The sequence below is a fragment of the Vibrio sp. YT-16 genome, assembly GCF_033337405.1.
Lineage (GTDB): Bacteria > Pseudomonadota > Gammaproteobacteria > Enterobacterales > Vibrionaceae > Vibrio > Vibrio alginolyticus.
Genome location: NZ_JAWOQQ010000002.1, coordinates 1 through 26,919 on the forward strand (window position 1 = coordinate 1; position 26,919 = coordinate 26,919).

Consider the following 26,919-nt stretch of genomic DNA (forward strand, 5'->3'; position numbering starts at 1 on the left):
GTAACAAAAGTTGACAAACTATAGATGGGTGTTTATTGTTTACGCAAATTAGTTAGTAACAAAAAGTTATATACCCAGGAAGGGCATGTAGAAGGGCACCTAATGACCACCAAACTATTTTCTTCCCGCATCATTCAAAGCGCTTTGGATTTCGATGTCTACAAAGTCAATATGATGAGTGCTGTAACAGCGCTTTACCCTGATGCGATGGTGTCATATAAGTTTATCGTGCGCAGTGAGGAAGACCTTTCTGAGCTTTTGCCTGAGGTAAAAGCCGAAGTCCTTAAACTGCAAGATATTCAATTTACGCAAGAAGAAATTGAATATATTAAGCGTGTCGCGCCTTACCTGAATCCTGACTTTGTTGATGCACTGCGCCATTTCCGTTTCAACCCACAAAGCGATGTCTCTTTCCATAACAAAGCCATGGCTGATGGCTCAAGCCAGTTAAGAATTACTATTAACGGTTTGTGGCGAGATACCATCTTGTACGAAACGATCATCATGAGCATCGTGTCTGAACTTCGTAGCCGTCAGCGTTGGTCAGATATCCCTGTTGTGCAATTTACCACTGTTTTAGAAGAGAAAGTTCGGCACCTAAAGTCGGAACTAAAACGTCGTAACATCACTAACTTTAAATTTTCTGACATGTCGACGCGTCGACGTTTTTCCTTCCAAGCTCAGCGCACTATGCTGGAATATTTGTGCCAGGAAGTGCCGGAATGTTTGACAGGAACAAGCAACTATCACTTAGCAAAAGAGCTAAACTTGACGCCTATCGGCACCGTTGCTCATGAATGGTTTATGGGACACCAAGCTCTGGTGAATGTGCGAGATTCGCAAAAAGTGGCGTTGCAACGTTGGCAAAAAATGTTTAATGGTGCACTAGGCATTGCGTTAACCGATACGATTGGTATCGATGCTTTCCTTAAAGACTTTGATGAAGAACTAAGTAACGCGTACTTCGGTGTACGTCACGATAGTGGTTGCCCTTATAGCTGGGGTGAAAAAATGATTGCACACTACCAGTCACTGAATATAGACCCATTAACAAAAACACTGGTGTTTACCGACGGACTTAACTTCGAACAAGCGTTAGATATTTGCGAGTATTTCCAAGGACGTATTCAGGTGAGTTTTGGTATCGGTACTTTTCTTGCCAATGATATGGGTGATTATGTCAATAAAGATGGTGAAGCCTACCAGCCACTTTCTATCGTGATAAAAATGGTCACGTGCAATGGTTCACCGGTCGCCAAAATCAGTGACGAACCTGAGAAAGCCATGTGTGAAGATATCTTCTTTTTGATGAATCTCAAGCGCCGCTTTGAACAACCTCTTGATTTAAATGAGTGTCGTAAAATGATCGATCGTTTAGAAACTGAAGGTCAAAATTATCTCATTGACGCGTAGGCGTTATCCTCTCTCCTTGATAAGCACCCTCTATCGTTACGACAAATTTATATAGGTAAACGTGGAGGGTGATTTCGTTATAGTAATATACAGAAGTAACCAGATACAGCGCAGGAAAGCACTCAAAAGTTGATGTGTTATCTGCCTTTGATTGGTGTAAATCGATACGTTACAGCATCGTGGACGGTGTATCTCATCCGACACTAAACTCAGTCTAATCACGTAGTTTATTCCCACGTACCATGAGCTCACTCGGGTATAGACGTCTATCTGCTTTTATGACTTTGGGCTTCACGTAGTTGCTTGAATCAGGAGTCAAAATGAACCTAGTAGTACATTTGCAAAAGAAAGCGATCCGAAAATATGGCTATGAGATGGCCACTCGCCAAGCATGGAAGTGTGGTATCAAGGCAAATCTTGTAAAGCGCGTGATTGGCCTTTTTAAAGGACAAATTGTTTGTGTGGTTGAAGGTTGCCGAGCAGAGTTTTCTTCTCCTCTTAATAACCCCCTTCACGAAGATGACAAGCAGGGGCGATATGTGTTTGTTGGCGGTGTATGCTGGGAACCAAATAACATTATAGCGCCTGGTTTCCCTGATTTTATGTTTATGCACGTGCGTAATCTAAGCCACCGTCATAAGTATTTAACGGATGACGAACTATTTTTGAGCTTGGCTTAAAAATAAATCTCATAGACTAGTCCAGCCCAATCATAATCAGTAGTGATACAGTTTTAGCTCTGTTGACATTCTGCTGAGTGTTTCTTGATGTACCTCTTATAAAACAGTGTTTCTTTACTTGTTAATAACAGAGGGTTTGTTTTCGTCTGATGTGATTTCCCTTTTGCGATTTACCATAACGCTCATCAAAGCAAACCATACTGGGATGTAAATCATGAATATGAAATCTATCGCAATTGCAACGGCAGTTGTTGCTGTACTAGCAGGCTGTAAAGACAAAACGCCACCAGCTCCAACTCAAGCAAACATTACTTTGGTTGAAGCGGTGACTGAAACGGTGAAAAAGCCGCACCAAGTATGTAAAGACGTGGTAGTAACCGAGCAAGTTGCCCCTGCGGATGACAATAAAATTATTGGTACGGTTGGTGGCGCAGCAGCTGGAGCAGCGCTGGGCAACCAAATCGGTGGTGGCTCAGGTAAAGTGATTGCAACTGCAGCTGGTACGATTGCTGGTGCACTGACAGGTCGTAAGATCCAGGAGAATGTGCAAAAAGGTGATGTAGTAACAACGACGAAAAAACAGTGTCATACAGAATATACGACATCTGATAAAGTAGTGGGTTACGACGTCACTTACGAAGTTTCAGGTGCACCAACGACGGTTCGTTTGGCGAGCAAGCCAGCGACAAAAACGTTCCCAATTCAAGATGGTAACGTTGTTCTACCACAATAGTTAGCGACTTAACCGAAGCGATTAACAAGCCCTTTTATCTTTGAGATGAAAGGGCTTTTTCACACAAACGGCGTTTTCATCTGTTTTCCTATTGGAATGTGCGGCCAGAAATACCCGTTAATTTCCGTGTTCGATACAATCACTTTTCTAAAAGTACGAACGGAAAAAACATGGAAGATTTTTACCTGACCGAGCACGGTTTGGCTGGTTATTTCGAAGCGCAATGGTTCGACAAGTTCATTGAGGATCAACAGATTGAGATGATAACCAGTCGCTCAAAACAAGTCCCACTTTCTTTTTTGTCATCACCTCACTGCTCCCAAGTTGCTGATTTTATTGCGCAGGCGGTAATCGAAAGCAGCGTTCAGCCGTATTCCCTACTTGAGGTTGGGGCGGCGCTGGGAAGAAATTATTATGAGTTAGTGCAACGCTTACCTAACCTTAGAGAAGCGACGCTTGTGGAGCCTTCAAATAGGTTAATGGATGGCTTGAAGCAACTATTAATAGAAGAACAACGCGTCGAGCTTACTTACCTTCACGATGTGAACACCTTAAACACTTTAGAGGTAGAGAATAGAGATATCGTACAGAAATGTGCTCATGTTGATTTGACGCTAATTAACCAGCCTTTTGAGCTTGATACTCTCCAATCTCGCTTTGATTTAGTCGTATGTTTAAATGTGATTGATCAATGTGAGTCGCCACTTAGCGTGATCAATGCTCTAAAAAAAACCACCAAGGTGGGTGGGCTGATCGTTGTCTCTTGCACTTATCAGTGGAACGCGAAACACATCAAAAATAAAGAAGAGGCGGTTGATGATATCAAAGAATACTTTGCTGAAGGCTGGCGTCTAGTGTCGGAAGCCGATCATGAATATCGCATCCGGTTTAATGATCGCTTCGCAAGGCAGTTTTTATCTCACGTAGTCGCTTACGTAAAAACCGATTAGAGCCACATAAAAAAACCGAGCACTTACGGCTCGGTTTTTTAGTCTTTGGGTTAGAGCACAACTTTAAGTAACGTGCGCTTCTTGTTGCTCTTGCAACTTTTTCTTGCGACGCTCTCGTTTAGAAAGCCAAACCAGAGGCACAACAATCATAATGGTTCCTATTGCCATAAATATGTCTGGCACTTCTCCAAACCAAATCAATCCCACAAATACGGCACCAATTAAGCCACTGTATTCAGCGCTGGCAATTTTGTTGCTATCGATCGAGCGGTAAGCGATGACACATGTTGCTGCATAAATCATGATGAACAAACTTGAGCCAGCAGCAACAGGGAAAGCACTCCAGTCCCAAGGTTCTGCTTCGATCAGAACAAGCAAGAAGGCTACTGGAATACCTGCCAAGTTTGTCATCAATAACGTTTGCATCACAGACTGATTTTTTGGCAGTTTTCGAATGAGCAAGTTATTGATTGCTAAAGTAATTGCAACAACTAAAGCTGAAATGGCTGCCCAATCGATTTGGTCTGGACGAATGATGACCAATACACCGGCAAAGCCCATTATCGCTGCGGCGACCGATTGCTTAGACAACTGTTCTCCAAAAAAGATTGCTGCAAGCGGCAACATGATTAATGGCGCGGCGTAAAAGATCGCGTTCGCAGTTGCGAGCGGTAAAGATGAGATCGCCAAAACCATGAATATTGCACCAAGTAACCATACGTGAGCGCGAACAGCATGCCACTTAAACCCTTCAAGAAAAGGCGCATTTTTTGTTAGCAAGTAGACTGGCAGCAGGAAAAGCACCGCTGAAATTTGTCGGAAAAAGACAAATTGAAAAATAGGCACTTCATTTCCGACACTTTTAATTAAAGAGTCCGAAAGCACCGCAATGAGATTTCCAACAATTAATAGCAGCATCGCTGCTCCGACCGATGTAACTTTCACTTTTTCCTCTCCTCTTTCTTTGCCAAAGAGTAGGTGATGTCATAGGATGAAGTGAAGTGATATTTATTAGTTTAAGTATGAGATTTTTAGATAATGAAATTGCCACCACTCAGAGCGGTTCACTGTTTTGAATCTGTTGCCAGAAACTCTAGCTTTTCGCTTGCTGCTGAAGAACTCAATGTGACGCAAAGTGCCGTTAGTCACCAGATACGACTATTAGAAGATTATTTGGGTGAATCATTATTTATCCGTCAAGGCAGAAAGCTCTCTTTGTCCGATACGGGCACCCGCTATTTAGAGGATATTAGCCCAGCAATTAGCTCAATTGCGATGGCCAGCCAAAAGGTGCGAGAAGGGGACAAAGGCAGCATACGGTTGGCGATTTATAGCTCGCTTGCCGTAAAGTGGCTTATTCCTCGTTTGTCTGATTTTAAGCGCTTACATCCAGAAATCGATCTGACACTCAATATGGTCGTTGGTGATCCTGAACAGACAGACAGCGTTGGCGATTGTTTTATCACGGTAGAAAAGCCAAAGCGAAACTACATGTCGGTAAAGTTATACGCGGAGACGCTGTATCCGGTCTGCAGCCATAAAATTTGGAAAGAGTTGCAAGATCAACCGATTCCAGAAGCGCTTTGGCGATACCCTATTTTGTCGACAGACTCAATTTATCGTGAGAGAGGAAAAGACTGGGCTGAGTGGTGCAGAGCGGGCGGTTACACCTTGCCGAAAGATGTCGATGTTCAACATTTTAGTCATATGTTGTTGGCAATAGAGGCGGCGCGTTATGACCAAGGCATCGCATTTGCGAATGATTTTATGCTTAATGAAAGAGATAAAGCGCACGATTTGGTGTATATCCCTTCTCATGGATTGGAAACCGGCGACAGCTTTTATTTTATTCATAAAAAGAGTCGAGCCAAGCAAGCGGAAATCATCAAACTCACTAACTGGTTGAAGCAGCAATGCTTGTGAAATGACTAAATTGTCAAAATTAAGAAAGAAAGTGGCAAAGTTGTGTCTAAATATTTCATGTTTTATTGAGTTTTTATTCATTAACATCCACTTGGTTTTGAAACCAAGTGAAATGGATAGCATGGCATGCTTAAGGATGGGCAAAACACAACCTCAATAATTAACAGGCAGTGAAATACAATGTTTAAAAAAACATGGCTAATGACAGCCCTTCTAGCAACATGTTCTGTTGCAAACGCAGCTCCTTACGTTGGTGCATCTGTAGGTCAAGCATCGTTTGGTGATGTTAATGGCTCTATCAATGGTGGTGGTACTAACGCTAGCACTAAACTTAAACTTGAAGATGACTCAAGCCTTTCAGGTAAAGTATTCGGTGGTTACAAATTCAACGAATACATTTCTCTAGAAGCAGCCATTGGTGGCTACGATGCTTTAGACGGCAAAGTTGTTACTGTTGGTGATATGAAGTATCTATCGATTCAGCCAAAAGCGACTCTACCGATTGGCGATCGTTTCAACCTTTTTGCTAAAGCTGGTCTTTCTTACTTCAATGCTGAATTCAAAATTAGCAACTCTGTGATTGACGGTAGCGCAGGCCATACCACCATTTCTGACAGCACTGTAACAGGCATGTACGGTTTAGGTGCAGAGTTCGCTATTACTGAAAACTTTGCTCTACAAGTTGAATGGGAATACATGATGCCTGAGCTAGACATTGCGAAATTTGGCAATGAAAAAGTAACGGTTGATGCAGACATCAATGTATTCTCTGTAGGTATGAGCTACCGTTTCTAAGAATACTTATTCAAGTTACCTCTTGGCTTAGTAAACGTTTTTGACTTCTGTTGGTCGAGCTGAGTCCAAGCTTTGAATTTGTTTAGATATAGCACAGGAAGTTTAGTTGCTAAGCGTCCTGTGCTATTTTTTTGCTTTGGAATAACTCTTAGGAATCTTTGTGAACGATGTCAATCTTAGGTATCTGGATCTACTGTTAAAGCACTTTGAACCTCACCAGTATCACCTTGTTACGCTTTCTGAGCTAGAAGCGGTGATTTGCACGTCGAGGCGCAATGTTTCTATTGTGATGAAAAAGCTTGCCACTTACGATTGGGTCGATTGGCAACCTGCGATTGGCCGAAGTAACGCTAGCCGTCTCAGTATTAATATTTCCCTCCAACAAGCGATGACCGAGTTTTTGGTTGAGGAGCTTGGCAGAGGAAGAATGAACTCAATAACGAAACTTATTGATTGGTTCGGTCAAACCGCGGTTAGAGCACTAACCATCGCTTCTGAAAAAGTGAATCGATTGAATGAATCAAATAACGCTATTTTGATTTCTTCTTACCCTTGGGTATCCAAAATCGACCCTGCGAATACTTACCGTCACACTGAATTACACGTCGCGAAAAGCGTTTATGACGTATTGCTGACCCAAAATTCCAATGGTGGTATCGAGCCATCGTTAGCACACGAATGGAAAATGGAAGGCAAGGTAATGACGTTATGGTTGCGGCCAGGCATATATCGCCATGATGGCGAGCCCCTTAACATACAGGATGTGGTTTGGAGTATAGAAAGACTCAGGGAGATAAAAGGACCAGTTCACGAGCTCTGGCAATGCATTGATAGTGTGGTTGCAGAAACATCTAACTGCTTAAAAATTATATTGAAGCATCCGAACAAGTTGTTTCCATACATGCTAGCAACTCCTCATGCGTCTATTCTGTGTCGAGATGTCGTCTCTTTCGGTTCTAGTTATTCCTACCACATCGGGACTGGGCCATTTAAAATTAGCGGCTGGAACCAGGAGAGTATGACTCTTGAAGCGCACAAAGAGTATTTTTCAGCACGCGCATTGTTAGATCAAATAACGCTGTCTCATGGTGATGTTAAAACCTTAAATATGTTGAGCTTTAACCAAAGCTCCGATCACGTTGAAGTGGAAAAAATTAGCGCATTTTCATATCTGACCTACCGCGAACGCGCGGAATCCCAACTCACAAAAGAGACTTGGTATCAACTCGCTGATTACATCCATGTGCAAAAGCGAATTTATGATGCGCCAAGTGCCGTTGACAGCATTCAGTTAGAGACTCATGAGCAAGATTTATCAATAATAGATGGTGGTGTGATACCTAAACTGAAAGGTAAAGTGGTATTAGCTGAACCTGTCTGGACGATACCGAGTTTAATTCGTCATTCCGAATGGTTGCACAGTGTGATTCGTGCAACGGGATTGGAGTTGGAGATCGTCGTTATTGATGACATTAGTTTTCCTGAGGTAGTGTCTCACCAAGCAGATTTGCTCTTCATTGAGGAAGTCATGGAAGCACCATTTGAATATGGCATCTTCGAATGGCTGTCGATAGCAACTGGACTGCGTTTTAGTTTTGATCAAAGCCAGATGTTAAGCCATAGAGAAAAGGTCCGCAGGGCGATGGCTGATGATCACTCGCTGCAGTCTTTATTAAACCTAGAGAAAGCGCTGCGCGATCAGTACCTATATTTGCCTTTGTTTGTTGGCTACGAAGAAGTGACAAAAACACAGCAAGTGCGAGGTGTGCAGGTGAAGAATACAGGCTATAGCGATTTACATAGGTTATGGATTGCTCATTCACACTAACGTCTGTGTGCAATATGATGCAAATGTCCAACGCATAAAGCCATCGAAATGATGGCTTTATAAGGGCGTGTCGGATTAGAAGTTGTACGACACACTTGCGCCAACAACCCATTGGTTTGCACTATCAACGATAGAAGAGTCGCTGATACCGCTGCCTAGGCGCGTGTATTGTGTCATTTGGCTTACTTGCCAGTTGTCGTTGATTGGCATAACAAGTTTGTAGCCCACACCATAGCTTACCGTTGAATCACCTTTGTATGCTTTGCGGTTTGCGTTTGCTTCGCGTTGTTTTACACCAAAGTAGTAATCTACGTAGTCTTCACTTTGATAAGTTAGGTTAGCAAAAGGAACAAAATCAACACTACCGAATTTCATGATGTGGAAGTAAGTCGCACCCGCTAAGTAACCTTTGTAAGCACCACTGATATCGTGCTGAAGGTACGTAGAAATGACGTTGTTTTGATCCAGTGTAAAGTCTGCGTTTAAACCTAGATCGACGGCGAAGCGGCGTTTATCTGTGCCTTTCAGGCTTTTCGCTGTATCACCGTCGCGCATTACACCGCTACCTACAAGGTAGGCACTCATGTTGATTAACTCATTGGTGTTACCGAAGAAGCGGTAGTTAATGCCACTTAGGTCGGCATTAAAGTCGTCACCATGGTAACCACCGTTGAGAATTGGTGCTGTATTATGCTTTTGATCTTTGAAAAGATCGCTGCCTTGAGCCACACCAGCTTCTACGTTCCAACCGCCTTCGTTGTTGTAGATGTTACCGTTACGAATGTAAGTATCGCCAGCGAAAGCTGAGCCAGCAGCTGTCAGAGTAAGTAGTGCAATTAATGTTTTTTTCATCATTTTTCCGAGTTGTTCTGTTTTGTTTTGAACACTGTACAAAATGACGTTGTAAGCATCTATCGGCAAAGCGTATGGAAATGTAATGAACAATCAGGGTAAGAAGCAGAATGTTGCTTCAGAATAGAAAGGTTGCTGGAATAGTTTTCGTTAAAATAACGAAAAATCCGAGCTGGGGTGGCTCGGATTTGAGGTATTTATCAGGTATTGATACTAACTTCTTACTGTTTCGTTAAGTTGTATAGTGGTGCTAGGTCACCCGTTACTTTTTCGCCATTCATGTCTAGCTTCATAAGTACGTTTTCACCAACAAAGTATTGGTTTGGTGCATCTTCATTTGTCAACGTTACGATGCTGCCATTTGCGTCCCAAGTGAATTGACCTTCAGATTTTGATTGACCGTCTTCTTTGTCTTGGTAGCTTTCTTCAAGTACGTAAGTGCCATCTTGATTTAGTGTGATGGTCATATCGATACCAGCACAATCCGCGCAAGGTAGTGTTCCTTTGTAGGTGCCGTTCCAGTCCAGAGCACTTTGTGCGTTGTGTTCAGAGTCTACAAATGTCTCTTCAGTAATTACCTGTTCTTCTTCTACTGGTAACGTGTCAATTGTCTCAGTCGTAACGTCTGCACTGGTGGTGACTTCAGTTTCCGTTGCCTGAGGTACTTCAACTGCGCTTGTTTCGGCTGGTTTCTCATCTTGACAGCCTGCAAGAATGATTACCGCGCCTGTTAGTGCCAACATTGTCTTTTTCATTTTATCCCTCTTTAAATCAAGATTTTGTATGAGAGTAATAGTAGACATTTATCGAGGATTTGCGTCATCAAAAAGCAATAGAATGATCTGACTATGTCAATAAAACCGGATATGAGCATGAAATTGTCAGGAAAATCAGAATAATGTAAATGTTGCTTTGGGTATCAAGCTTGAGCCCACAGACAAATATCTAAAAGGGGATTGGGAGCGAGTTAATTGATAACAGCCCACATTATTGTGAGTTGTATTATCAACATCATCTAAGAAACGTTATTGAAGCTTGAGCGTGAAGTGCCTCGTTTTGTGCTTCGTTGATCAGAAAACAGCTCCGCAATAACCTGACGATTTAATTCGCCTTTCAAATTGCCGTGCTTATCGATGACGGGCAGTGAATATTCACACGACATGACTTCAGTCAGCACTTGCTCAATGGCTAAATGTGGAGAGATGATAGGCACCTCTTCATAGATATCATCACGCCAATCTGATAGGTGAGTTAACTTCGCTGCGTTTAGCAATCCTTGCTGTGTTATCACGCCTTGATAGCCTGCATTGGTCTCATGGTAGGCATAATCACGTTTAACACGTTTCATTTCACTCAGCGCATCTTCAATGGTTTCAGCGCGAACACAGTACGAAGGTGGCTGCATCAGCGTTTCGACCGTCAGTGCTCGCGCTCTATTGACGTCTTTTACAAAGGCTTCAACGTACTCATCGGCAGGATGCAGTAAGATTTCGTCCGGTGAACCTTGTTGGACAAGTTCACCGTCTTTAAGTATCGCGATGCGATCGCCAAGTCGAAGCGCTTCATCTAAATCATGAGTAATGAAAATAATGGTTTTGTGCAGCTTCTGTTGCAGCTCTACCAACTGATCTTGCATTTCGCTCCGAATCAGAGGGTCCAATGCTGAGAAAGCCTCGTCCATCAACAGTATTTCGGCGTCGGTAGCCAGTGCCCGTGCAAGGCCCACACGCTGTTGCTGTCCACCCGATAGTTGAGCAGGATACTGGTGCTCATAACCCGTCAGTCCAACGGTTTCTAACCATTCATTTGCTTTTTCTAAGCGCGCCTCTTTATTTATTCCCTGAACTTCTAAACCATATGCGATGTTGTCGATAACAGTGCGATGAGGCAGCAAGCCAAAGCGTTGGAACACCATAGACATCTTGTGACGGCGAAACTGTTCAAGCTCTTTGTTAGAAAGTTGCATGACATCCACCCCTTCTACCAAAATCTGCCCCATGGTTGGATCGATTAATCGGTTGAAGTGGCGAATCATGGTGGATTTTCCAGAACCGGATAATCCCATAATGACAAAAATTTCACCCTTTTGAATTTGCAGGTTGATGTCTTTTAGTCCGACCGTATGGCCCGTTTCCGCTAAAACCTGCTCTTTACTATGTCCCAACTTAACGCGCTCAATCACGCTATTGGGCTTGGGGCCGAAGATTTTATACAGACCGCTGATTTCGATAAGTGGACTAGTCATGTTTTGAGTCTCCTAAATGAGCTTGAGTGCGTTTCGCATACGCTTGTGAAGCACGATCAAAAAGGATTGCTAGGGCGACAATTGCTAAACCATTGAGAAGACCAAGAGTGAAATATTGATTGGTAATAGACTTTAGAACAGGCTGACCTAAACCTTTTACCCCAATCATTGATGCGATGACCACCATTGACAGTGCCATCATGATCGTTTGGTTAATTCCCGCCATGATGGTTGGCATTGCAAGCGGAAGCTGAACCCCAAAAAGCCGTTGCCGAGTGCTGGCACCAAATGCGGTTGCGGCTTCCAATACTTCTTTATCAACTAGACGAATGCCCAAATTGGTTAAACGAATAACCGGTGGAATCGCGTAGATCACTACTGCGATAAGGCCAGGAATTTTCCCGATGCCCAATAACATCACAACTGGAATGAGATACACAAATGCCGGCATGGTTTGCATGACGTCGAGTAATGGTGTTACCACCGACTGAATGCGATTAGAGCGCGCCATAGCGATGCCGATAGGGATACCAAGTGCGATGGCAAGCATAGTACATACAGTGATGATACTGAGCGTGCGCATAGTGTCTTCCCACATTCCAAAATAGCCAATCAGAATCAGCGAACCAAAACATGCAGCGGCCAGTTTCCAAGAGCGGCTAGCGGCATAAACGAGAGTGGTGCAGACACCTAAAATAATGAACCAAGGTGTAGAAATCAGAAGCTTTTCAAACCAGACAAGAAACGCCAGGAGCGGATCAAACAGAGACTCAATGAGTTCACCATACTCGCGAGAGAAATCTCTGTAGGCGCCGTCGAGTGTTTTGCGAATCGCCCTGAGATCAGAGGCATCCATTTCCGGGAATTCGCTGAGCCAATTTGAGTCAGACATATGTACTTCCTTTTTCTGATATACCTAAGCGCTTTCAAGAAACTTAATTTGGCAAGAAGAGTAGGGCATCTAGGCCAAGTAATGGTCGTTCGACAGGTTCTGTATCGAAAGTATTACCCTTTAAGCTCAGGCCAATGTCGTCAAACTTCTCTTTTTCGTTCCTTAGGTATACATCCTTTAAATAAAACAATCATTAGTGTTCAAACTAATGATTTGCTTGGATTATAGTTTTTCTTCTTCAATAAAATGAACACATTAGCGTGTATTTGTATGAAAAATCTGCGCAAACTAACGTTTTTATTATCCGGTTAATTAGAATTGATCTTTTTGTTCGTTTGTCATCAAAATTCCTAAATTATTAGATGTCTAATTAATGCTGATGTATTACGTATTTGTCGTGTTGATTTTTGCAAACTTAGTTTATTGGCATATGCTAAAAATGTTATTGGCATATGCCAGTTTAAGGCGTAATTTGACTCTGTGTTTTTGAGGGACAATGATGGCAAGACCAAAGATAGAAAGACGAATATGCGGACGTGCGGCTCACCATTGCTTTAAGCCCAATGGCATTCCATTTAATCAGTTGGAGCAAGTCGCCATATTACCAGAAGAGTTAGAAGCGCTACGTTTAGCCGACTTAGAGGGGCTTAGCCAGCAGCAAGCTGCGGAGCAGATGGGCGTTTCTAGACAAACTTTTGGTAACACAGTAAAAAGTGCAAGGTTGAAAGTCGCAAAAAGTTTAGTTGAAGGTCATGCATTAGTTTTTCCGAATGAGGAGTCAAACTTATGATTTATGCTATTCCTAATGATGGTGAGCGGGTGGCAAACCACTTTGTAAAAGCACCATACATTGCTATTTATTCTGATACTGACGGTATGCTAAAAAACTTAGCGAACATAGCTTCTATGCCACAAGCGGGTTGTAATGCGAAGTCTCAGTTGATTCAGTCTCTAAAAGGGTACAATGTGGATGCTGTTCTTGTGCGAAATATCGGTGAACGTGTATTGGCAAAGCTACTTAGCAGTGGCACGCCAGTATTTAGGCTGTCTACTCGTAGTTCCTTGGAAGATGTGCTTGCGGTTCCAAGAGAGCCTTTGATTGAGCCCTCTCAAGGACGTCCATCAAACAATCATAAGAAAAGTGTTCACAAAGAAAAAGGCGGCTGCGGCTCCTGTGGTTGTGGTGGCCAAAAATCAAAACCCTCCTTGTTGGCAAGACCTAAAGCGCTACTCAAAGCAACATCTAGCCCTGCTATACTTAAGCTAGAGTCGATGGCTAATAAGGCAGGTTAATATGGTTTGGTTATTTACCTTTCTTGGTTTTCTCGCAATCATTTTGTTGATGTCACTTGGCGTCATTTTTCATAACAAGCGTATTCAAGGAAGTTGCGGCGGTTTAAACAACGTCGGTGTTGATAAAGTATGCAACTGCGAAACCTCATGCGCAGAACCTGAAAGGCGTTTATATCAAATCTCAGAGCCTAACTCATCACCTGAGCGCTAAGGCTTTTGGCCCATTGCGGCAAGGTTTGCCGAAACCAGTCCAAATACTTGCTGGTCTGCGGATTCTCTCTGGAGACCAGTATGTTGACTACCTCGACAACGATCCACGCTTTTGCTAGTCCGATATCGCGCGCCAATTCTGTTGTTTCACCTTTCTCTGCGCACTCTATATACTTGCCTGCTACGTTCAAGTAATCATCAAATGTGCCCATGCCCTCGATGAGCGGCGCTAAATCTATCGCGACATGCCCTGTAGAAAAGCGTTCCCAGTCGAACAGCACTAGCTCGCCATTTTCGCGCTGTCCCCAGTTTCCAGCATTCGAGTCTCCGGAGATCAAGTTCTGTCCATCGAAAAGATGCGCCGATCGTTGTTGGAGGTTGTGGAAGAACTGCTCTGTCTCTGAGCCCAGTTCAAGTGTAGCGAGTGCTTGTTGAGTCGCTTGTGGTGTCCACTGGTGGCGGTGATAAACACCATCTGATGTTGGTGGAAGTTGGTGCAGTTTGACGAGTTGTTCAATGACTCGATCATCTTCAAGTAAGAATGCTTGCTCGACTGCGTGGGGAACGTATTCAATGTGCAGAACGTTTTTCTGGTCGTCGAATTGAATCAAGCGCGGTACGTGTATTCCAAGCGCGTTAAACTGTTCGGCATAGCGTTGATAAAACGCCACTTCTATTTGAGTAGGGTTACGTTTTTCTATTACTTGGACGCCATCTTTTTCGATGAGAAAAACTTTGGCACTGCCCATTTGGTTGAATTCTTGTTGCGACACCGGACTTCCTGTCTTCATGTAGAGAGAGCTCACCTTAATCGCTGCACTCACGTTTGCCAATAGCCACGACAAAGTGCCTCAAAAATATTAAATGCAACTGTTTAAATATGATTTTGCTGTGAGTGTCTAAATTTTACACAGTCTCGCCTGTACTCCGATAAATTCGTTCTACGCTTACTATTCGTCTTAATAAAGGAGAACCAAAATGGCTGTAATGAAGCAGGATATTCCAAATCGTGTAACGGTTTACCATGACAATATCGATCAAGAACAAGAGCTGAAAAATGCGATGCTGCCAGAGAAACCGCGCTACTTTAACGGTGCTCCGACTTACAAAGCGAACAGCATCGAAGAGTTTGAAAGCAAAATCAGTCAGATAGGTTTGTCTCTCGATAAATAATTTTTCTTTTACCTAAAAGCGCCTTCAAAATGAGGGCGCTTTTTTGTTTATGTGATTGATTTGAATCTTAGGGAATTAACCTTGTTGTGTACTGCCTTGGCAGACCTGTTTTTGCACTGCTGGTGGCGCAGGCTCGTAATGGCTTAAGGTCATACTAAAGCTGCCTTCACCACCAGTGATAGAGCGTAATCGACGAGCGTAATCTTGCAGCTCGTTTACAGGTGACTTGGCTCTGAGTAAGGTGAAGCTGCTGTCGATTGGCTCGGAGCCTTCGATTAAGCCTCGGTTGCCAGATAAATCACCAGAAACATCGCCAACATTCGCGGTTGGGATGTGCAGTTCCATCTGGACAATGGGTTCTAGCACAATAGGATCGGCGTTGTTAATAGCATCTAAAAAGGCTTTCTTACCTGCGATGACAAACGCAATTTCTTTCGAATCGACGGAGTGATATTTACCGTCATAAACGGTGACTTCCACATCCTTAATTGGGTTGCCAGAAATCGCGCCTTCCTCTAACGCTTGCAAAATACCTTTTTCAACAGCAGGAATGAGCGCGGTTGGGATGGCGCCACCCACCACTTTGTTGATGAACTTAAATCCGGCACCACGTTCGAGTGGACGAACCTTCAATTGCACTTCACCAAACTGGCCTGCACCGCCACTTTGTTTTTTGTGTCGATAATGCCCTTCGGCAGGTTTGGTGATGGTTTCAAAGTATTCGACGCTTGGTTGGCAGGTTTCGACGTCCAGTTTGTACACGTTCGCCATCTTTTCTAATGCGACTTTGAGGTGAAACTCCCCTTGGCCGCTGATGATGGTTTCGTTGGTGCGAGCGCGATGTTCGATGCGCAGCGAAGGATCTTCACTGGCAATTTTATTCAGCACATCTCCTAATTTTTGCTCATCTCCACGCTTAAGAGGCTTCAAGCACAAAGAATACATGGAGTCAGGAAGGTCCAACGTTTTGAGTTGAACTCCATCTTCTTCGTGAGAGTCATGAATGATTGAATCGAATTCGAGATCATCCACTTTGGCTAAAACGCAGAAGTCGCCTGCAAGCGCGCGAGGGATCTCGGTTCTATCTTTGCCCTGCAGTTGATATAAGTGCCCAACTTTAAATGCCTTGTTGCTTTCGCCAATATAAAGCTGGCTGCCCGCATTGATTTCACCCTGATACACACGTAAGTAGGCAAGTTTTCCCATATATGGGTCGACGCTGACTTTGTACACGTGTGCGACGGTGTGCTCTAAGGTTTCGCAATTTACTTTGATTTTTTTGCCGTTCTTTTCCAGTAGAGGAGGGTTACCCTCGTTTGGCATGGGCATGATCTCCGCCAAGGTGCGCAGCAGCAACTCGACGCCCGCGCCGGTTTGTGCTGAGACAAAACAGACCGGAATCACATGTCCAGTTCTCAGTGCTTCTTCAAACGGATCATGCAGTTGCTCTGCGGTGAGTTCGGAGCCTTGTTCCAGATACAGTTCCATCAGTTCTTCATCGACTTCGATGACTTGGTCAATTAAGGTCTCATGAGCTTCATCTACCGTTGCAAGTAAGGTTTCTCGTCCCAATTCTGGTTCGAAATAGCAGTCAACTACAGATTCCCCGTCAGCCGAAGGTAAGTTGATCGGCAAGCTGTGGTCACCAAAATGCTCAACGATGTTCTCCATCAATCTCTCTAACTGATTACCGTGGTTATCGAGCTTATTGATGATGATCATCTGACATTTTTGCTGCTCTTTAGCAAAGGTGAATAAGCGATCGGAAGTTTGGTTAAGTGGGGTTTGAGGGTCGATGACAAGGGCAGATGTTTCAACGGCAGGAAAAACGCTGATAGTACGGCCAAGTAACTCGTTTTGTCCCGGAGTGTCGATGATATTGAGCCGGTGTTTATTCCAGCGCAGTGCGACTGGCGTTGCTTCAATACTGTGTTGATATTGGATGGATTGAGGGTCGAAGTCGGTAACAGTATCGCCTTTTTCTACGCTGCCTAAATGGTGGGTGGCATCGCAGGTGAAGAGCAGTTTTTCTATCAGTGTGGTTTTACCGGTCCCGGTTTGGCCGACAAAAGCGATATTGCGTATTTTGTTGATAGGCATAGAGCCTCCTTGCAAGATGGCGTGAAAAACCTACGAATTGCTAGGAAGTGGGTTGCTATAGAAACCCACGCACTGCATTGGAGTAGGGCGGGATTACCGCCTATTCGTCTTCCATGTCATTTTTCGGATGACTCGATGCATAAGACCACCTTCTTGGACCACTGTAATCTTAGCATGCCGTAATAACCGTATAATTTATGTGACTTATTTCATGATGGGGCTGATTGTTTTTTAATCGAGATCATAAACTCAGAGGTTCTGACTTTTGGAGCAAAACCTCTGGATTGTTTAGGCTATTTGGAAAGAACGATTTCGCCGTCGCGATAAACCAAGCTTGGCGTTACATCTTGTCCGAGCAGCACCGGGCCATCAAGATCGACAACGCTTGCCTGAGCAGCAATGGGTAAGGCAGCACGCATCGCAAGCGACGTCCCCAACATACAACCGGACATGAGGCTAAAACCGAGTTTTTGGGCGTCGTCGGCTAATAATAGTGCTTCAGTGAGCCCGCCAGTTTTATCTAGCTTAATATTCACCATTTCATATTTGCCAACCAACTGATGCAATTGCTCTCTGGTGTGACAACTTTCATCGGCGCAAAGTGGAATGGGGTGCGGAATGCTGGCGAGTACGTCATCGCAGTCTTGTGGCAACGGTTGTTCGATCATGGTGATGTCTAGCGGTTCGAGTTGAGCAAATACCGTCGCGAGGTCGAGGTTTTGCCACGCTTCATTCGCATCTAAGACAATTTGTGCGTGCGGCGCGGCATCGCGTACTGCTGCAACGCGCTCAATCACGTTTTCACCATCCAGTTTTACCTTAAGCAGTTTTGCGCCTTGGCTAAGGTAAGTTTGTGCCTGTTTTGCCATCGCTTGCGGCTTGTCGATAGAAACCGTCATCGCCGTCACAATCGCCTCGGGTAACGTAAAGAGGTCGTGAACCTGCTGCTTTTGGCTCAAAAGCGCGTGAAGATGCCAAAGGGCGCAATCCAATGCATTTCTTGCCGCCCCCGCGGGCAATAACGATTGAAGCAGGCTTTTGAGAACCATGACATCAGCTTCGCCTTTGGCATACAAACTTTGCAGTTCATGCGAGGCGTGAGAAATCGCCTTAATTACCGATTCAACCGATTCACCATAACGTGGGTATGGTGTGCATTCTCCTTGGGCTGTCATGCCTCGATGTTCAATTGTCACGCGGACTACGTGGCACTCTGTCCGACTGCCGCGAGAGATGCGAAATGGTGTCGCCATGGCAAGCGTGACAGGTTCTACATGAATTTTCATCTCACTAGTTTTCCCTAAACCGCAGTTATTTTCTAAACCGTAAATGTTTCTTAAATCGTAAGGAGCCTATCTGCAACCGCATCAACGCCAAAACGCACAGGGTCGGTGACGGGCACCTGGTATTTGTCGCTCCAATCCTGGCATAACTGGGCTGCATCTTCTTCGCTGATCGCCGAAGTGTTCAAGCAAATACCCACTAATTGAGCGTTTGGATTTGTTAGGCGAGCAGCGGCCAGATTCGCTTCTATCGTTTGTTCAATGGTTGGTAAGTTCGCATGTGGTAAGTTGCGGATGTGCGGGCGACCAATCTCATGGCACAGTATCAGAGCGTCAGCTTGTGCGCCGTGAAGTAAGCCCAAACTTACGCCAGCAAACGAAGGGTTAAACAATGAACCTTGCCCTTCGATGATGTCCCAATCGTGATCGGTGAACTTAGGGCTGATCGCTTCTACTGCGCCGGAGATAAAATCGGCAACTACGGCATCAATCGAAATGCCACTGCCTGCGATGAGAATTCCGGTTTGACCCGTTGCTTTGAACTCTGCACGACAGTTTTTACGCTTCAATGCATGCTCAATGGCAAGGGCAGAGTACATTTTGCCAACGGAGCAATCTGTCCCTACAGTAAGTACTCGCTTGCCTGCGCGAGCTTTGCCATTGCCGACCTTGAGCGGGGCATCATAATGACGAACATCATATAGTTTGGTTAATCCGCGTTGTTCTAGATCGGCAAGAGGAGCAAATTCCGCCAAACGTTGGTGCATGCCCGATGCAATTTCAAATCCCATCTCTGCCGCTTCAAGTAAGGTTGCTTGCCAAGCTTCGGGAATGACGCCTCCTGGATTTGCCGTGCCGAGCACCAGCGTTTTTGCTCCTTGCTGCTGCGCTTGTTGTATTGTCATGTCGGTTAAACCAAGCGATACGGTTTCTGGCGTCAGGCGGATTTGGCCAAGACAAATCTCAGGTCGCCATTGATATATGCCACGTGCGGTTTTTGCTGCGAGTGGATCGGTTACATCGCCAAGAAAAAGTAGGTAAGGTTGAGCAATTTGCATGATGGTTCCCTTCGTCATCGTTATTGCTCATTAATGTAGCCAGACTGATTTAGGAAACCGAATGCTTATTTGTTAGGCAGGTATAACTTCAGGTTATACCTTTAAACCATCTGTTGTTTTAGGGCGGTGATAAATTGCTTTGTCGCAATGGATTGAGGTGTGTGCTCTGCGAATAAAATAGAGACAGAGAAGGACATATTTGGCTCCAAAGCATGCACGGAAACGGCATTATCTTGGCGATATTGTTTTGCAGTCCAAGGGTCTACAATCGCGAATCCTGCTTCGTTTTTCACCAGTTCAGCCGCCGCGGAGTAGCTGCGGACGGTAATGGCATGTTGATAATGCTCGTCACGCGCTGACAAGGTTTGATGTAACAGCAAGCCCAGAGGGTCTCGGCTATCTAAACCGATAATGGGTAAATCGTGACTGATGAGTTCTTCTAAAGTGACGGTTTTTTCTGTGGGTATCGCTGCGCTTTTAGGGGCAATTAGCGCCAAGTTTTCTTTTAATAACATGTGTCCCATGATCGCTGGTGGCGTTTCTTCACCGAACGCAATGGCGACATCCAATTCATGTTTCAGTAAACCTGAGCACAGCTCATCGCGATTGGCCGTTAAGAGCTCAAAGGAGATGCTGTGCTCTTTCGACAACAACGCGACAGTCGGCGTTAACAAGTGTGCGGCCAAAACAGGCGGAGCACCAACTCGTAAATGTTGAGTTCCCTGTTTGACTTTGTTGGTCAGAGAGCGAAATTGTCCGAGTTGTTGATAGACTTTTTCAGCCTCTGGCAATAAGGCTTTGGCTTCTTGAGTTGGAACGAGACGGCCCTTTACACGCTCAAATAAAGCGAAGCTCAGTTGTTGTTCTGTATGGGCGAGAACTCGAGTGACATTAGGTTGGGAAACGTGCAGTAAGCGAGCCGCGCCTGACACCGTTCCTGCTTGCATAATGGCGTAAAAGACTTCTAATTGCCTTAAGTTCACTGCGATTTCTCTCTGCTCATGTTGGTCACCTCAGAATACCCAACCTTGCTGATAAGCGATAGAGGCAAAAGTGCTGGCGTAAAAAATAGGAAGACGATGTTGGTTGCCTTCCTATCTCGCTTTTTCAATTTCTCAACTTCTCAATTTCTATGCTTCACTTTGCTGCTGCATGAAGGGGCAGGTCGTTAAACGGCTCGACGTCTCGGCTGAGTAATCCCATCAAAATCACTGCTAATACCATGACAGCAGCTGCGATTGCAAAACCGTATTGTGTTAGTTCGTAATGACTCAATATTGCAATCAGGACGTAACTGAGAGATTGAATGGTGGTGGCAAACATGCTGATGCCGCCATCGACGCGACCTCGTTGATGAACCGCTACGGTGTGATGCATCCAGTTGACTCTCGCAATGCGATTTAGCGCGTTAAATACGCCAAACAGCGCCGTAAACAATAAGATGGTCAGCGGGCTCATCGCAAAACTCATCCCGATAAGCGCAAAAGAGACCATAACCATCGAAGCGAACATAATGTGGCTATGGGAGGAACGGCTTAGCACTTTGGTGACAATAAAGCCGGTTAGCAACGAGCCGAGGCCAAAACTGATGTTGAACCCTGCAAACCAATCGCCAGAGATGCCTTGTTCAGAAAACCAAATCGGCACCAGTTTGCTCAAATACGTCAATGCAGGATAAGAGAGGCAAGAGAGCAGAATAAAGCCATAAAATCGGGGTTCGAGGCGGAATATTTGTTTGCTCTCTTTGAGTTGCGCGATGAAAGCAACGGATTTTGATGCCCTTAATTGTTGGGTATAAGGCGTCAGAATATAGAACATCGCTGCTAACGCAGAGGCGCTGGCCGCAAACAAAGCAAACTCTTTCATACCCCACATTTCAAGCAAAACAATACCCAACGCGCCAGCTCCGAGGGTTGTGGATTGCATTACAATTTCTTGCTGACCCGAAATTTTCGCATACTCATGGTGCTGATAATTTTCTTGGGTGAAAGCGTTGTTGGTCGTCCATGCAAAATTACTCGAAACCCAATACACCAATTGTGCAAAAGCCAGCAACCAGTGTGACTCGAACCCTAACCAATAAGCAATGAACACCACCAAAGCCATACCCGATTGAATCCATTGATTGAGCACGAGTAGTACTTTGCGTGAATGTCGGTCAATTAAAGTGGAAAAGAAAGGCGTTGCTAGAAAAGAAATCGCGGTGCAGCTCAGAGAAACTAAAGCGACGAATGTACCCATGTTAGGTTCGGAAAGCATGACCCATGGCAGTGCCATCATGAATAAGCCAGAGGAAATGCTGTCGAAGAAGCGGCCAGCTAAGTACGGCTGAGTTTTATTTTTCATTATGTTTGCCTCTAACTCCCGATGGATTTCAAAAGGTTGATGTCCAACTGTCTTGTGGTTAACAACCAAGTCGTTCGCGCTGAATACATTATCTTGAGATCGCCGGGGTTTAGCGTTAATTAAGATGGTGCAACTTTAAAACCTCAAGTAAACTTGAGGTAAAGCATTTTTTTAACAAAATTGATACGCAGGGAGTCAAGGATGGAAATCAGCGTAGGAGAAGTGGCAAAACGTTCTGGAGTGAAAGTATCTGCCCTACATTTTTACGAGCAAAAAGGACTGATTTCGAGCTGGAGAAATCAAGGTAATCAGCGTCGCTACCATCGCAGTGTGTTGCGCCGTGTTGCGGTGATCAAAGCAGCGCAGCAAGTTGGGTTGTCGTTAGAAGAAATTAAACATGCGTTAGATGAACTGCCGAAACACCAAGCCCCTAACAAAGCGCAATGGGAAGAAATGGCAAGCCATTGGCATGAACAGTTAGAACAAAAGATTCAAAAACTTAAAGCGTTGCAAAACGATTTAGGCGGATGCATTGGCTGCGGGTGCTTGTCGTTAGAAACCTGCGCACTTCGAAACCCAGAAGATGTATTAGGGAAAGACCACTCGGGGTCGAACTTAACGTTAGAAGAAGAGTAGCGATTATCTCTATTCTTTGTCGAAACTGTCGACTACGATCGCGCCCATCGAAGCAGGCATTGTGATGACGATAACGCGTTTTATCGCAACCAAAGGCTCATTCATGAGTGGCAGTTTATCAAGACAGAAAAGAACTAACGCTACCACAACGGCCGCAATGAGGTACGCGATAACCACACGAAAAATAAAGATGGATACGCGATTCTTGATGTGGCTTTGAAACACGCTTTGATACGCGAAAAAACTGAGGAAAATGACAGAAAGACTTAACAGCATGAGCAAGTTTGCCATTGGTAGGCTCTCACCCAATCGCCACGCTTCCTCCGAAAATGAGATCGGGACTGCTAGGGCAAAAGCGCCAACCAATACTTGGCTAGCGTCTTCTAGATTAAAGTGGCTGCTCATGCTGTTTCTTCCATTATTCGCTTGCTAGATGTAAGAGCTTTTCAAAACGCTCATTACCGTGCAGCAATTCGAGGTCTCGTTCTTCGGCAAGTAAATCACGAATGGATGGGCTGTATTCAATTGCGCGTTCCAAGTCTTCAATAGCTTGCTCTTCGATACCAAGGCGAGAGTATGCACACGCGCGTTGATACAGTGCAGGGCCGTTGGTGTAATCGACTTCAAGTACGCGGTTACAAATGCTAAGTGCCCAATGGTATTCGTTGATTTCCATCGCTGCGTCGGCTTTGTAAGTCAACGCTTCTAAATCACCTGGACGAATTAATAAGATTTCATCATAGATTTCAATACGTTGTTCTGGAGTTTGAGAGCTTTGTGCACGTAGCCATAAGTTATGGATCTCGTTGATTTTCTCAATCTCTTTGTTGTTTTCGCTGATAATGCGAGTTTTGCGTTTTAAATCTCGCTCAAGGGCGACAAACTTTTTCTCGTATTCTTGGGCGATCTTCTCCAATCGTTTATCAGCCATCTCTTTGGTGTTGTGTTTAAACTCGCGCAGAGATTGCCATCCGACAAAGGCAATCAGCGATGCGACACCAGCAATGATGTAGAAGAAGTATGTAACGGTCACGTTGGCATAGTTCAACGATTTATCTGCGACCGTTAGCTCGCGATCGGTGATCTCTGTGATCATTCGCTTTTCTAGGCTTTGATAGTCCTGACGCAGCGCTTTTAGTTCATCTAAAATATAGCGTTCCATTAATGGTCTATCTAACAGATCCGATTCTGAATACTTTTCCTCCGATGCCATTGTTGGCAAGGCAAGTATCAGCGAGAAAAAAATACCAATAAATAAGCGCATATAACGTCCTTTCACGAGAAGAGTACAGATAGACCATGCAACAATAGCAAATAGCACAAACGTTTAGCAAAGTTATTACAAAAGAAATAACAGTCGTCTTCGTAGAAGTCATATTCTTGTTGTTTTTCAGTTTGTTCCTGATGGTTATTTGTTGTGATATCTTTTATCCTCCTTGCGAATTTATGATTAGTGGAGTGAGCATGGACGCGCGAGCTAAGGATTACTTAGAACAATTCCTAGAATTATTATCACCAGAACAAAGGGAAGCTGTACCATCAGTCAGTGCTGACTATTATTGTGCCGATGAATACAACGCGAATGTATGCGCAGATTTGGTTCGTATTGGACAGAAAACTGCATCGTGCAGTTTGGAGCTTTGGTATCGAGAGCATGGTGAAATCATGCCCCAAGTCGGTCATTTACAAGTAGTGACGAATTGGGATGGGGACCCGGTTTGCGTGATACGAATTACTGACGTAAGTACATGCAAATATGAGGATGTAACCGCAGAGTTTGCCTTCGCAGAAGGCGAAGGTGATAGAACCTTAAACTGGTGGCGTGATGCTCATACTGCATTTTTTAAAGCTGAATGCGATGAGTTGAACATCGATTGGCATGAGAAACGTACGCTGGTTTTAGAGCGTTTTGAAGTGGTGTATCCCGTCAATTAATCTCTGATAGCAGCACTGATTTGAAGTGCTGCTTTCTTTATTGAGAGACCATTTTTAGCGCTTTCGAGCGGTCACACTAAACATATGCCAATGTTTTTGGCTTCCTACTACAGTGGTCCCGTCTTCATCTCTTTCATGCAATGAAATGAGGTCGTAACCCTCGAATAAGCTTTCCACTTCCTTTTTTGTTAATGCGGTAATGTTTGGATGCATTTCGGAGGTCACCCAGGAGTCTTTCACTCCCAAGAAATCGCCGCAGAAGATACCGCCCGGTTGTAATGCGCTGTCTATTTTTGTCCAGACTTGTTTGAAGCCTTTGTCAGGGCAAAAGAACAAACTGGCATTTGCGATAACCAAGCTGCACTGAGGGTAATTAAATTCAGTAAAACAGCACTGCGAAACTGAAAATCGCTTATTACCTTCAAAGCGTGTTAAACAAGTTTTTACTGCATCTTCATTGCTATCACATGCGTGAACCTTAAATCCCTGTTCGAGGAGAAAGTGGCTGTCTCGACCTATTCCGCAGCCAATATCGAGAGCGACTTTGCCTTCTATCTTAAGTCGGTTTACGGCATTCTCCACGTTTGGGCGGTGAGGTTGGCTTAAAATTTTCTGATAGTATTCATTCCATTGCGCTGGCATTGAACTTCCTTATGTTGGGTGTGTCCCCTGCCCAAAACTAGCGTCCATTTTGTTTTGCTTGACTGGGGAGGTTTGCAGTATTGGCAGCTGTTATAGCTGATCTTCAATCGGTAATATTCCGGAGAACCAAGCGCCCATTTTTCGCCATACTCCTGCTTCTGGTTCGGAGTCGTATTCTTCGCCTGTTTTTACGTCGGTCCAGACAATGTCCCCGTCGCGCAGAGTTAAGGCGTAGGCGTTACTCGACAGTTGATTCGGCAGTTGTTCTAGAAACATTTGCACATATTCTGGCTGTTCTATAACAACGGCCATTTCGGTATTCAAAGCTGCCGAACGTGGGTCCCAGTTCATTGAACCAACGAAAAGTGTTTTTTTATCAATCGTCATTGCTTTAGCGTGTAAACTTGCTCTGCTACTCCCCGTGAGGCTCCACTTACTTTTGAGTTTCGCGCTCGCTTTTACTTCCCAAAGCTTGATTCCAGCTTCGAGTAGATCTTTTCGATATTTTGCGTACCAACCATGCACGGCAAACACATCGTTAGACGCGAGGCTATTGGTCACAATCGTGATATCAACGCCTCGCTTGGCCGCGTTACTTAATGCTTGAGTACCTGCTTCAGTTGGAACGAAATAGGGAGAAATGAGCACAAATGAATCCTCAACACTTTTAACCAGTTCCGACAAATTATCAATAAGTTGGCTCTCTCGGGTCGCGACTTTATCGGGCAGATCAAACCATACTTTCGCTTCTCCCCAGTAGAGCTTGAGTTTGCCTTGTTTTAGATCTTGGTACATATCCAGTTGAGTGAAGTCATAGCGGCCGGTTGAAAACTTTTCCTCTAACCGGAGTTTATTGACCTGCTTTTGAATCGCTTGGTCGGTAATTTGCTGTGAATTCGGTGTAATCCATTCCATTGGTATCGAATAGGCGCTATTCCAGTAGAGGTCGAACTGATCGGCAGTTTGTTGTACCGCCTCACCATAGAGCAGAAGATCAAAATCACCAAACTCAACTTGCGATTCAAAAGAGAAGTATTCATTGCCGATATTTCTACCTCCGACAATGGCGGAAACACTGTCTGCAATCAGAGACTTATTGTGCATACGACGATTAAGACGTTCAAAATCGCTAGCAAGAGCGAACCAACGGGAGTCGCGATACTGATGCGGGTTAAATAAGCGGATTTCTATATTAGGATGTGCATTGAGGGCTGCCATCACATCGTCGTTTCGCTTTTGCATATCGTCAAGCAACAGTCTTACTCGAACACCACGCTTTGCCGCTTCATACAAGCGCCACGTTATTAGCTGACTCGTTTCGTCACCACGGTAAATATAGTATTGAAGGTCAAGGCTTTTCTGGGCGGACTCGATCAAAGAGGTTCGAGCAAGAAGGGCATCGTGTCCCTGATTTAACGGTGCAAAGCCAGTTATGGACTTGGGGTCTCTCCCGTAAGCTTCAAAGTACTGCGCAAGAACAGAATCCTTTTGATAACCGAGCTGAAAGCTGGTGGACTTTTCACTGGCGTCATTCAACGATACGGATGAGCATGCCGATAAAATAGTGAGCAGCGAGGGGAAGAGCAACTTGGCGAGCGTTTGTAACAAAGCACATTTCCTTGTCTTACAGAGTGTTACCTACTCCAAATTATAGACTTAAGCTGACGCCACATGCACCCAGAACCGTTTGATAACGAGCGATTAATCGATGAATTGCCATAGAGCCGGAACTAAGTTCAACTTTTAAAGCGCAGATAATCATTTATTTTAATTATCATTATGGCCGTATTGGTCATAATCACTAATATCTGGTGATTATGACCAATAGCGCACTGGATAAAATAATGATTTTTATATAACCATATGATTTTTAATAAATAAATGCTTGGCATGTCATTTGCTATTTAGAATAAAAGTTAAGTCAGAGCAACT

28 protein-coding genes are annotated in these 26,919 nt (G+C 44.4%); 13 read left to right on the plus strand and 15 right to left on the minus strand.

Annotation, left to right across the window (positions count from 1 at the left end; translation table 11 throughout):
* The first annotated feature begins 102 nt into the window (after positions 1 to 102).
* The 4 genes from pncB (at position 103) to R7F07_RS03430 (ending at position 3,776) form a co-directional block, all read left to right on the plus strand.
* Positions 103 to 1,413, plus strand: a complete 1,311-nt coding sequence (gene pncB / locus R7F07_RS03415) for a nicotinate phosphoribosyltransferase (RefSeq protein ID WP_171342648.1) — start codon at positions 103 to 105, stop codon at positions 1,411 to 1,413.
* Between the two features lie 320 nt (positions 1,414 to 1,733).
* Positions 1,734 to 2,093, plus strand: a complete 360-nt coding sequence (locus tag R7F07_RS03420) for a hypothetical protein (protein ID WP_005373947.1) — start codon at positions 1,734 to 1,736, stop codon at positions 2,091 to 2,093.
* A 214-nt stretch (positions 2,094 to 2,307) separates the two neighbouring features.
* A complete protein-coding gene (locus tag R7F07_RS03425) occupies positions 2,308 to 2,826 on the plus strand; it encodes a glycine zipper 2TM domain-containing protein (protein ID WP_005373945.1) in 519 nt (172 codons plus the stop codon).
* 170 nt (positions 2,827 to 2,996) lie between these two features.
* Entirely contained in the window at positions 2,997 to 3,776 is a 780-nt protein-coding gene (locus R7F07_RS03430) for a methyltransferase domain-containing protein (RefSeq protein ID WP_025768005.1), read from the plus strand.
* Positions 3,777 to 3,839: 63 nt separating this feature from the next.
* On the opposite strand, the gene R7F07_RS03435 is transcribed toward R7F07_RS03430, so the two are convergent.
* Entirely contained in the window at positions 3,840 to 4,721 is an 882-nt protein-coding gene (locus R7F07_RS03435; protein ID WP_005373940.1) for a DMT family transporter, read from the minus strand.
* A gap of 93 nt (positions 4,722 to 4,814) precedes the next feature.
* Between R7F07_RS03435 and R7F07_RS03440 the strand changes: the two genes are divergently transcribed.
* The 3 genes from R7F07_RS03440 (at position 4,815) to R7F07_RS03450 (ending at position 8,322) form a co-directional block, all read left to right on the plus strand.
* Positions 4,815 to 5,699, plus strand: a complete 885-nt coding sequence (locus R7F07_RS03440) for a LysR family transcriptional regulator (protein ID WP_005387224.1) — start codon at positions 4,815 to 4,817, stop codon at positions 5,697 to 5,699.
* 180 nt (positions 5,700 to 5,879) lie between these two features.
* On the plus strand, positions 5,880 to 6,494 hold the full coding sequence (locus R7F07_RS03445; RefSeq protein WP_005373936.1) for an outer membrane beta-barrel protein: 615 nt from the start codon (positions 5,880 to 5,882) through the stop codon (positions 6,492 to 6,494).
* A gap of 160 nt (positions 6,495 to 6,654) precedes the next feature.
* Positions 6,655 to 8,322, plus strand: coding sequence for an ABC transporter substrate-binding protein (locus R7F07_RS03450; protein WP_171342647.1), 1,668 nt, complete (start codon positions 6,655 to 6,657; stop codon positions 8,320 to 8,322).
* Between the two features lie 75 nt (positions 8,323 to 8,397).
* On the opposite strand, the gene ompV is transcribed toward R7F07_RS03450, so the two are convergent.
* The 4 genes from ompV to R7F07_RS03470 all read right to left on the minus strand — a co-directional run bounded on the left by ompV (position 8,398) and on the right by R7F07_RS03470 (position 12,311).
* A complete protein-coding gene (gene ompV, locus R7F07_RS03455) occupies positions 8,398 to 9,174 on the minus strand; it encodes an outer membrane protein OmpV (protein ID WP_017635134.1) in 777 nt (258 codons plus the stop codon).
* Positions 9,175 to 9,395: 221 nt separating this feature from the next.
* Positions 9,396 to 9,929, minus strand: coding sequence for a copper resistance protein NlpE (locus tag R7F07_RS03460; protein ID WP_005373930.1), 534 nt, complete (start codon positions 9,927 to 9,929; stop codon positions 9,396 to 9,398).
* A 260-nt stretch (positions 9,930 to 10,189) separates the two neighbouring features.
* A complete protein-coding gene (locus R7F07_RS03465) occupies positions 10,190 to 11,419 on the minus strand; it encodes a quaternary amine ABC transporter ATP-binding protein (RefSeq protein WP_025768003.1) in 1,230 nt (409 codons plus the stop codon).
* Positions 11,412 to 12,311: an ABC transporter permease gene (locus R7F07_RS03470; protein ID WP_005373926.1), complete on the minus strand. Its 900-nt coding sequence runs from the start codon at positions 12,309 to 12,311 to the stop codon at positions 11,412 to 11,414. Before R7F07_RS03470 ends, R7F07_RS03465 begins: the two co-directional genes overlap by 8 nt.
* A gap of 499 nt (positions 12,312 to 12,810) precedes the next feature.
* Here R7F07_RS03470 and R7F07_RS03475 point away from each other — a divergent pair, with 499 nt between their 5' ends.
* Genes R7F07_RS03475 through nqrM form a run of 3 tightly spaced genes read left to right on the plus strand, consistent with a single transcriptional unit; the run spans position 12,811 to position 13,815 of the window.
* The gene (locus R7F07_RS03475) at positions 12,811 to 13,101 is read left to right on the plus strand and encodes a DUF134 domain-containing protein (protein WP_005373924.1); all 291 of its coding nucleotides are present in this window, start codon (positions 12,811 to 12,813) and stop codon (positions 13,099 to 13,101) included.
* A complete protein-coding gene (locus tag R7F07_RS03480; protein WP_053349334.1) occupies positions 13,098 to 13,604 on the plus strand; it encodes a NifB/NifX family molybdenum-iron cluster-binding protein in 507 nt (168 codons plus the stop codon). The genes R7F07_RS03475 and R7F07_RS03480 overlap by 4 nt, the downstream gene beginning before the upstream one ends.
* A 1-nt stretch (position 13,605) precedes the next feature.
* Positions 13,606 to 13,815: a (Na+)-NQR maturation NqrM gene (nqrM, locus tag R7F07_RS03485; RefSeq protein ID WP_017635136.1), complete on the plus strand. Its 210-nt coding sequence runs from the start codon at positions 13,606 to 13,608 to the stop codon at positions 13,813 to 13,815.
* Here nqrM and R7F07_RS03490 read toward each other — a convergent pair.
* The gene (locus R7F07_RS03490; RefSeq protein ID WP_049872752.1) at positions 13,793 to 14,605 is read right to left on the minus strand and encodes an aminoglycoside phosphotransferase family protein; all 813 of its coding nucleotides are present in this window, start codon (positions 14,603 to 14,605) and stop codon (positions 13,793 to 13,795) included. The genes nqrM and R7F07_RS03490 overlap by 23 nt on opposite strands.
* Positions 14,606 to 14,792: 187 nt before the next feature.
* Between R7F07_RS03490 and R7F07_RS03495 the strand changes: the two genes are divergently transcribed.
* Positions 14,793 to 14,987 carry a hypothetical protein gene (locus R7F07_RS03495; RefSeq protein ID WP_005373920.1) on the plus strand — a complete coding sequence of 65 codons (195 nt, stop codon included), beginning with the start codon at positions 14,793 to 14,795 and terminating at the stop codon, positions 14,985 to 14,987.
* A 75-nt stretch (positions 14,988 to 15,062) separates the two neighbouring features.
* Here R7F07_RS03495 and fusA read toward each other — a convergent pair whose 3' ends face one another.
* The 5 genes from fusA to R7F07_RS03520 all read right to left on the minus strand — a co-directional run bounded on the left by fusA (position 15,063) and on the right by R7F07_RS03520 (position 21,774).
* The gene (gene fusA, locus R7F07_RS03500; protein WP_171342646.1) at positions 15,063 to 17,087 is read right to left on the minus strand and encodes an elongation factor G; all 2,025 of its coding nucleotides are present in this window, start codon (positions 17,085 to 17,087) and stop codon (positions 15,063 to 15,065) included.
* A gap of 293 nt (positions 17,088 to 17,380) precedes the next feature.
* Positions 17,381 to 18,373: an N-acetyl-D-Glu racemase DgcA gene (dgcA, locus tag R7F07_RS03505; RefSeq protein ID WP_005387202.1), complete on the minus strand. Its 993-nt coding sequence runs from the start codon at positions 18,371 to 18,373 to the stop codon at positions 17,381 to 17,383.
* Positions 18,374 to 18,423: 50 nt separating this feature from the next.
* Positions 18,424 to 19,428 carry an N-acetyltransferase DgcN gene (gene dgcN / locus R7F07_RS03510; RefSeq protein WP_171342687.1) on the minus strand — a complete coding sequence of 335 codons (1,005 nt, stop codon included), beginning with the start codon at positions 19,426 to 19,428 and terminating at the stop codon, positions 18,424 to 18,426.
* A gap of 101 nt (positions 19,429 to 19,529) precedes the next feature.
* A complete protein-coding gene (locus R7F07_RS03515; protein WP_042523297.1) occupies positions 19,530 to 20,411 on the minus strand; it encodes a LysR family transcriptional regulator in 882 nt (293 codons plus the stop codon).
* Positions 20,412 to 20,565: 154 nt separating this feature from the next.
* Complete coding sequence (locus R7F07_RS03520; RefSeq protein WP_042523295.1) at positions 20,566 to 21,774, minus strand: MFS transporter; 1,209 nt, start codon at positions 21,772 to 21,774, stop codon at positions 20,566 to 20,568.
* Positions 21,775 to 21,975: 201 nt separating this feature from the next.
* On the opposite strand from R7F07_RS03520, the gene soxR reads away from it, so the two are divergent.
* Positions 21,976 to 22,410 carry a redox-sensitive transcriptional activator SoxR gene (gene soxR, locus R7F07_RS03525; RefSeq protein WP_005373898.1) on the plus strand — a complete coding sequence of 145 codons (435 nt, stop codon included), beginning with the start codon at positions 21,976 to 21,978 and terminating at the stop codon, positions 22,408 to 22,410.
* 9 nt (positions 22,411 to 22,419) lie between these two features.
* On the opposite strand, the gene R7F07_RS03530 is transcribed toward soxR, so the two are convergent.
* The gene (locus R7F07_RS03530; RefSeq protein WP_005373896.1) at positions 22,420 to 22,815 is read right to left on the minus strand and encodes a DUF2391 family protein; all 396 of its coding nucleotides are present in this window, start codon (positions 22,813 to 22,815) and stop codon (positions 22,420 to 22,422) included.
* Positions 22,816 to 22,828: 13 nt separating this feature from the next.
* The gene (locus tag R7F07_RS03535) at positions 22,829 to 23,674 is read right to left on the minus strand and encodes a tetratricopeptide repeat protein (protein WP_005373890.1); all 846 of its coding nucleotides are present in this window, start codon (positions 23,672 to 23,674) and stop codon (positions 22,829 to 22,831) included.
* A gap of 200 nt (positions 23,675 to 23,874) precedes the next feature.
* On the opposite strand from R7F07_RS03535, the gene R7F07_RS03540 reads away from it, so the two are divergent.
* A complete protein-coding gene (locus R7F07_RS03540; protein WP_017635141.1) occupies positions 23,875 to 24,345 on the plus strand; it encodes an ASCH domain-containing protein in 471 nt (156 codons plus the stop codon).
* A gap of 54 nt (positions 24,346 to 24,399) precedes the next feature.
* On the opposite strand, the gene R7F07_RS03545 is transcribed toward R7F07_RS03540, so the two are convergent.
* The gene (locus R7F07_RS03545) at positions 24,400 to 24,987 is read right to left on the minus strand and encodes a class I SAM-dependent methyltransferase (protein ID WP_130546429.1); all 588 of its coding nucleotides are present in this window, start codon (positions 24,985 to 24,987) and stop codon (positions 24,400 to 24,402) included.
* A gap of 90 nt (positions 24,988 to 25,077) precedes the next feature.
* Positions 25,078 to 26,595: a phospholipase D family protein gene (locus R7F07_RS03550; protein ID WP_171342645.1), complete on the minus strand. Its 1,518-nt coding sequence runs from the start codon at positions 26,593 to 26,595 to the stop codon at positions 25,078 to 25,080.
* Positions 26,596 to 26,919: the final 324 nt, after the last annotated feature.

What these genes read in the sequence shown, in the direction of transcription:
- soxR (WP_005373898.1), top strand. Translation starts at nt 21,976, where the DNA reads ATGGAAATCAGCGTAGGAGAAGTGGCAAAACGTTCTGGAGTGAAAGTA.
- R7F07_RS03475 (WP_005373924.1), top strand. Translation starts at nt 12,811, where the DNA reads ATGGCAAGACCAAAGATAGAAAGACGAATATGCGGACGTGCGGCTCAC.
- R7F07_RS03445 (WP_005373936.1), top strand. Translation starts at nt 5,880, where the DNA reads ATGTTTAAAAAAACATGGCTAATGACAGCCCTTCTAGCAACATGTTCT.
- R7F07_RS03495 (WP_005373920.1), top strand. Translation starts at nt 14,793, where the DNA reads ATGGCTGTAATGAAGCAGGATATTCCAAATCGTGTAACGGTTTACCAT.
- R7F07_RS03535 (WP_005373890.1), bottom strand. Translation starts at nt 23,674, where the DNA reads ATGCGCTTATTTATTGGTATTTTTTTCTCGCTGATACTTGCCTTGCCA.
- R7F07_RS03520 (WP_042523295.1), bottom strand. Translation starts at nt 21,774, where the DNA reads ATGAAAAATAAAACTCAGCCGTACTTAGCTGGCCGCTTCTTCGACAGC.
- pncB (WP_171342648.1), top strand. Translation starts at nt 103, where the DNA reads ATGACCACCAAACTATTTTCTTCCCGCATCATTCAAAGCGCTTTGGAT.
- R7F07_RS03490 (WP_049872752.1), bottom strand. Translation starts at nt 14,605, where the DNA reads ATGAAGACAGGAAGTCCGGTGTCGCAACAAGAATTCAACCAAATGGGC.
- fusA (WP_171342646.1), bottom strand. Translation starts at nt 17,087, where the DNA reads ATGCCTATCAACAAAATACGCAATATCGCTTTTGTCGGCCAAACCGGG.
- R7F07_RS03470 (WP_005373926.1), bottom strand. Translation starts at nt 12,311, where the DNA reads ATGTCTGACTCAAATTGGCTCAGCGAATTCCCGGAAATGGATGCCTCT.
- R7F07_RS03465 (WP_025768003.1), bottom strand. Translation starts at nt 11,419, where the DNA reads ATGACTAGTCCACTTATCGAAATCAGCGGTCTGTATAAAATCTTCGGC.
- R7F07_RS03420 (WP_005373947.1), top strand. Translation starts at nt 1,734, where the DNA reads ATGAACCTAGTAGTACATTTGCAAAAGAAAGCGATCCGAAAATATGGC.
- R7F07_RS03460 (WP_005373930.1), bottom strand. Translation starts at nt 9,929, where the DNA reads ATGAAAAAGACAATGTTGGCACTAACAGGCGCGGTAATCATTCTTGCA.
- R7F07_RS03440 (WP_005387224.1), top strand. Translation starts at nt 4,815, where the DNA reads ATGAAATTGCCACCACTCAGAGCGGTTCACTGTTTTGAATCTGTTGCC.
- R7F07_RS03430 (WP_025768005.1), top strand. Translation starts at nt 2,997, where the DNA reads ATGGAAGATTTTTACCTGACCGAGCACGGTTTGGCTGGTTATTTCGAA.
- R7F07_RS03425 (WP_005373945.1), top strand. Translation starts at nt 2,308, where the DNA reads ATGAATATGAAATCTATCGCAATTGCAACGGCAGTTGTTGCTGTACTA.
- ompV (WP_017635134.1), bottom strand. Translation starts at nt 9,174, where the DNA reads ATGAAAAAAACATTAATTGCACTACTTACTCTGACAGCTGCTGGCTCA.
- nqrM (WP_017635136.1), top strand. Translation starts at nt 13,606, where the DNA reads ATGGTTTGGTTATTTACCTTTCTTGGTTTTCTCGCAATCATTTTGTTG.
- dgcA (WP_005387202.1), bottom strand. Translation starts at nt 18,373, where the DNA reads ATGAAAATTCATGTAGAACCTGTCACGCTTGCCATGGCGACACCATTT.
- dgcN (WP_171342687.1), bottom strand. Translation starts at nt 19,428, where the DNA reads ATGCAAATTGCTCAACCTTACCTACTTTTTCTTGGCGATGTAACCGAT.
- R7F07_RS03530 (WP_005373896.1), bottom strand. Translation starts at nt 22,815, where the DNA reads ATGAGCAGCCACTTTAATCTAGAAGACGCTAGCCAAGTATTGGTTGGC.
- R7F07_RS03545 (WP_130546429.1), bottom strand. Translation starts at nt 24,987, where the DNA reads ATGCCAGCGCAATGGAATGAATACTATCAGAAAATTTTAAGCCAACCT.
- R7F07_RS03480 (WP_053349334.1), top strand. Translation starts at nt 13,098, where the DNA reads ATGATTTATGCTATTCCTAATGATGGTGAGCGGGTGGCAAACCACTTT.
- R7F07_RS03540 (WP_017635141.1), top strand. Translation starts at nt 23,875, where the DNA reads ATGGACGCGCGAGCTAAGGATTACTTAGAACAATTCCTAGAATTATTA.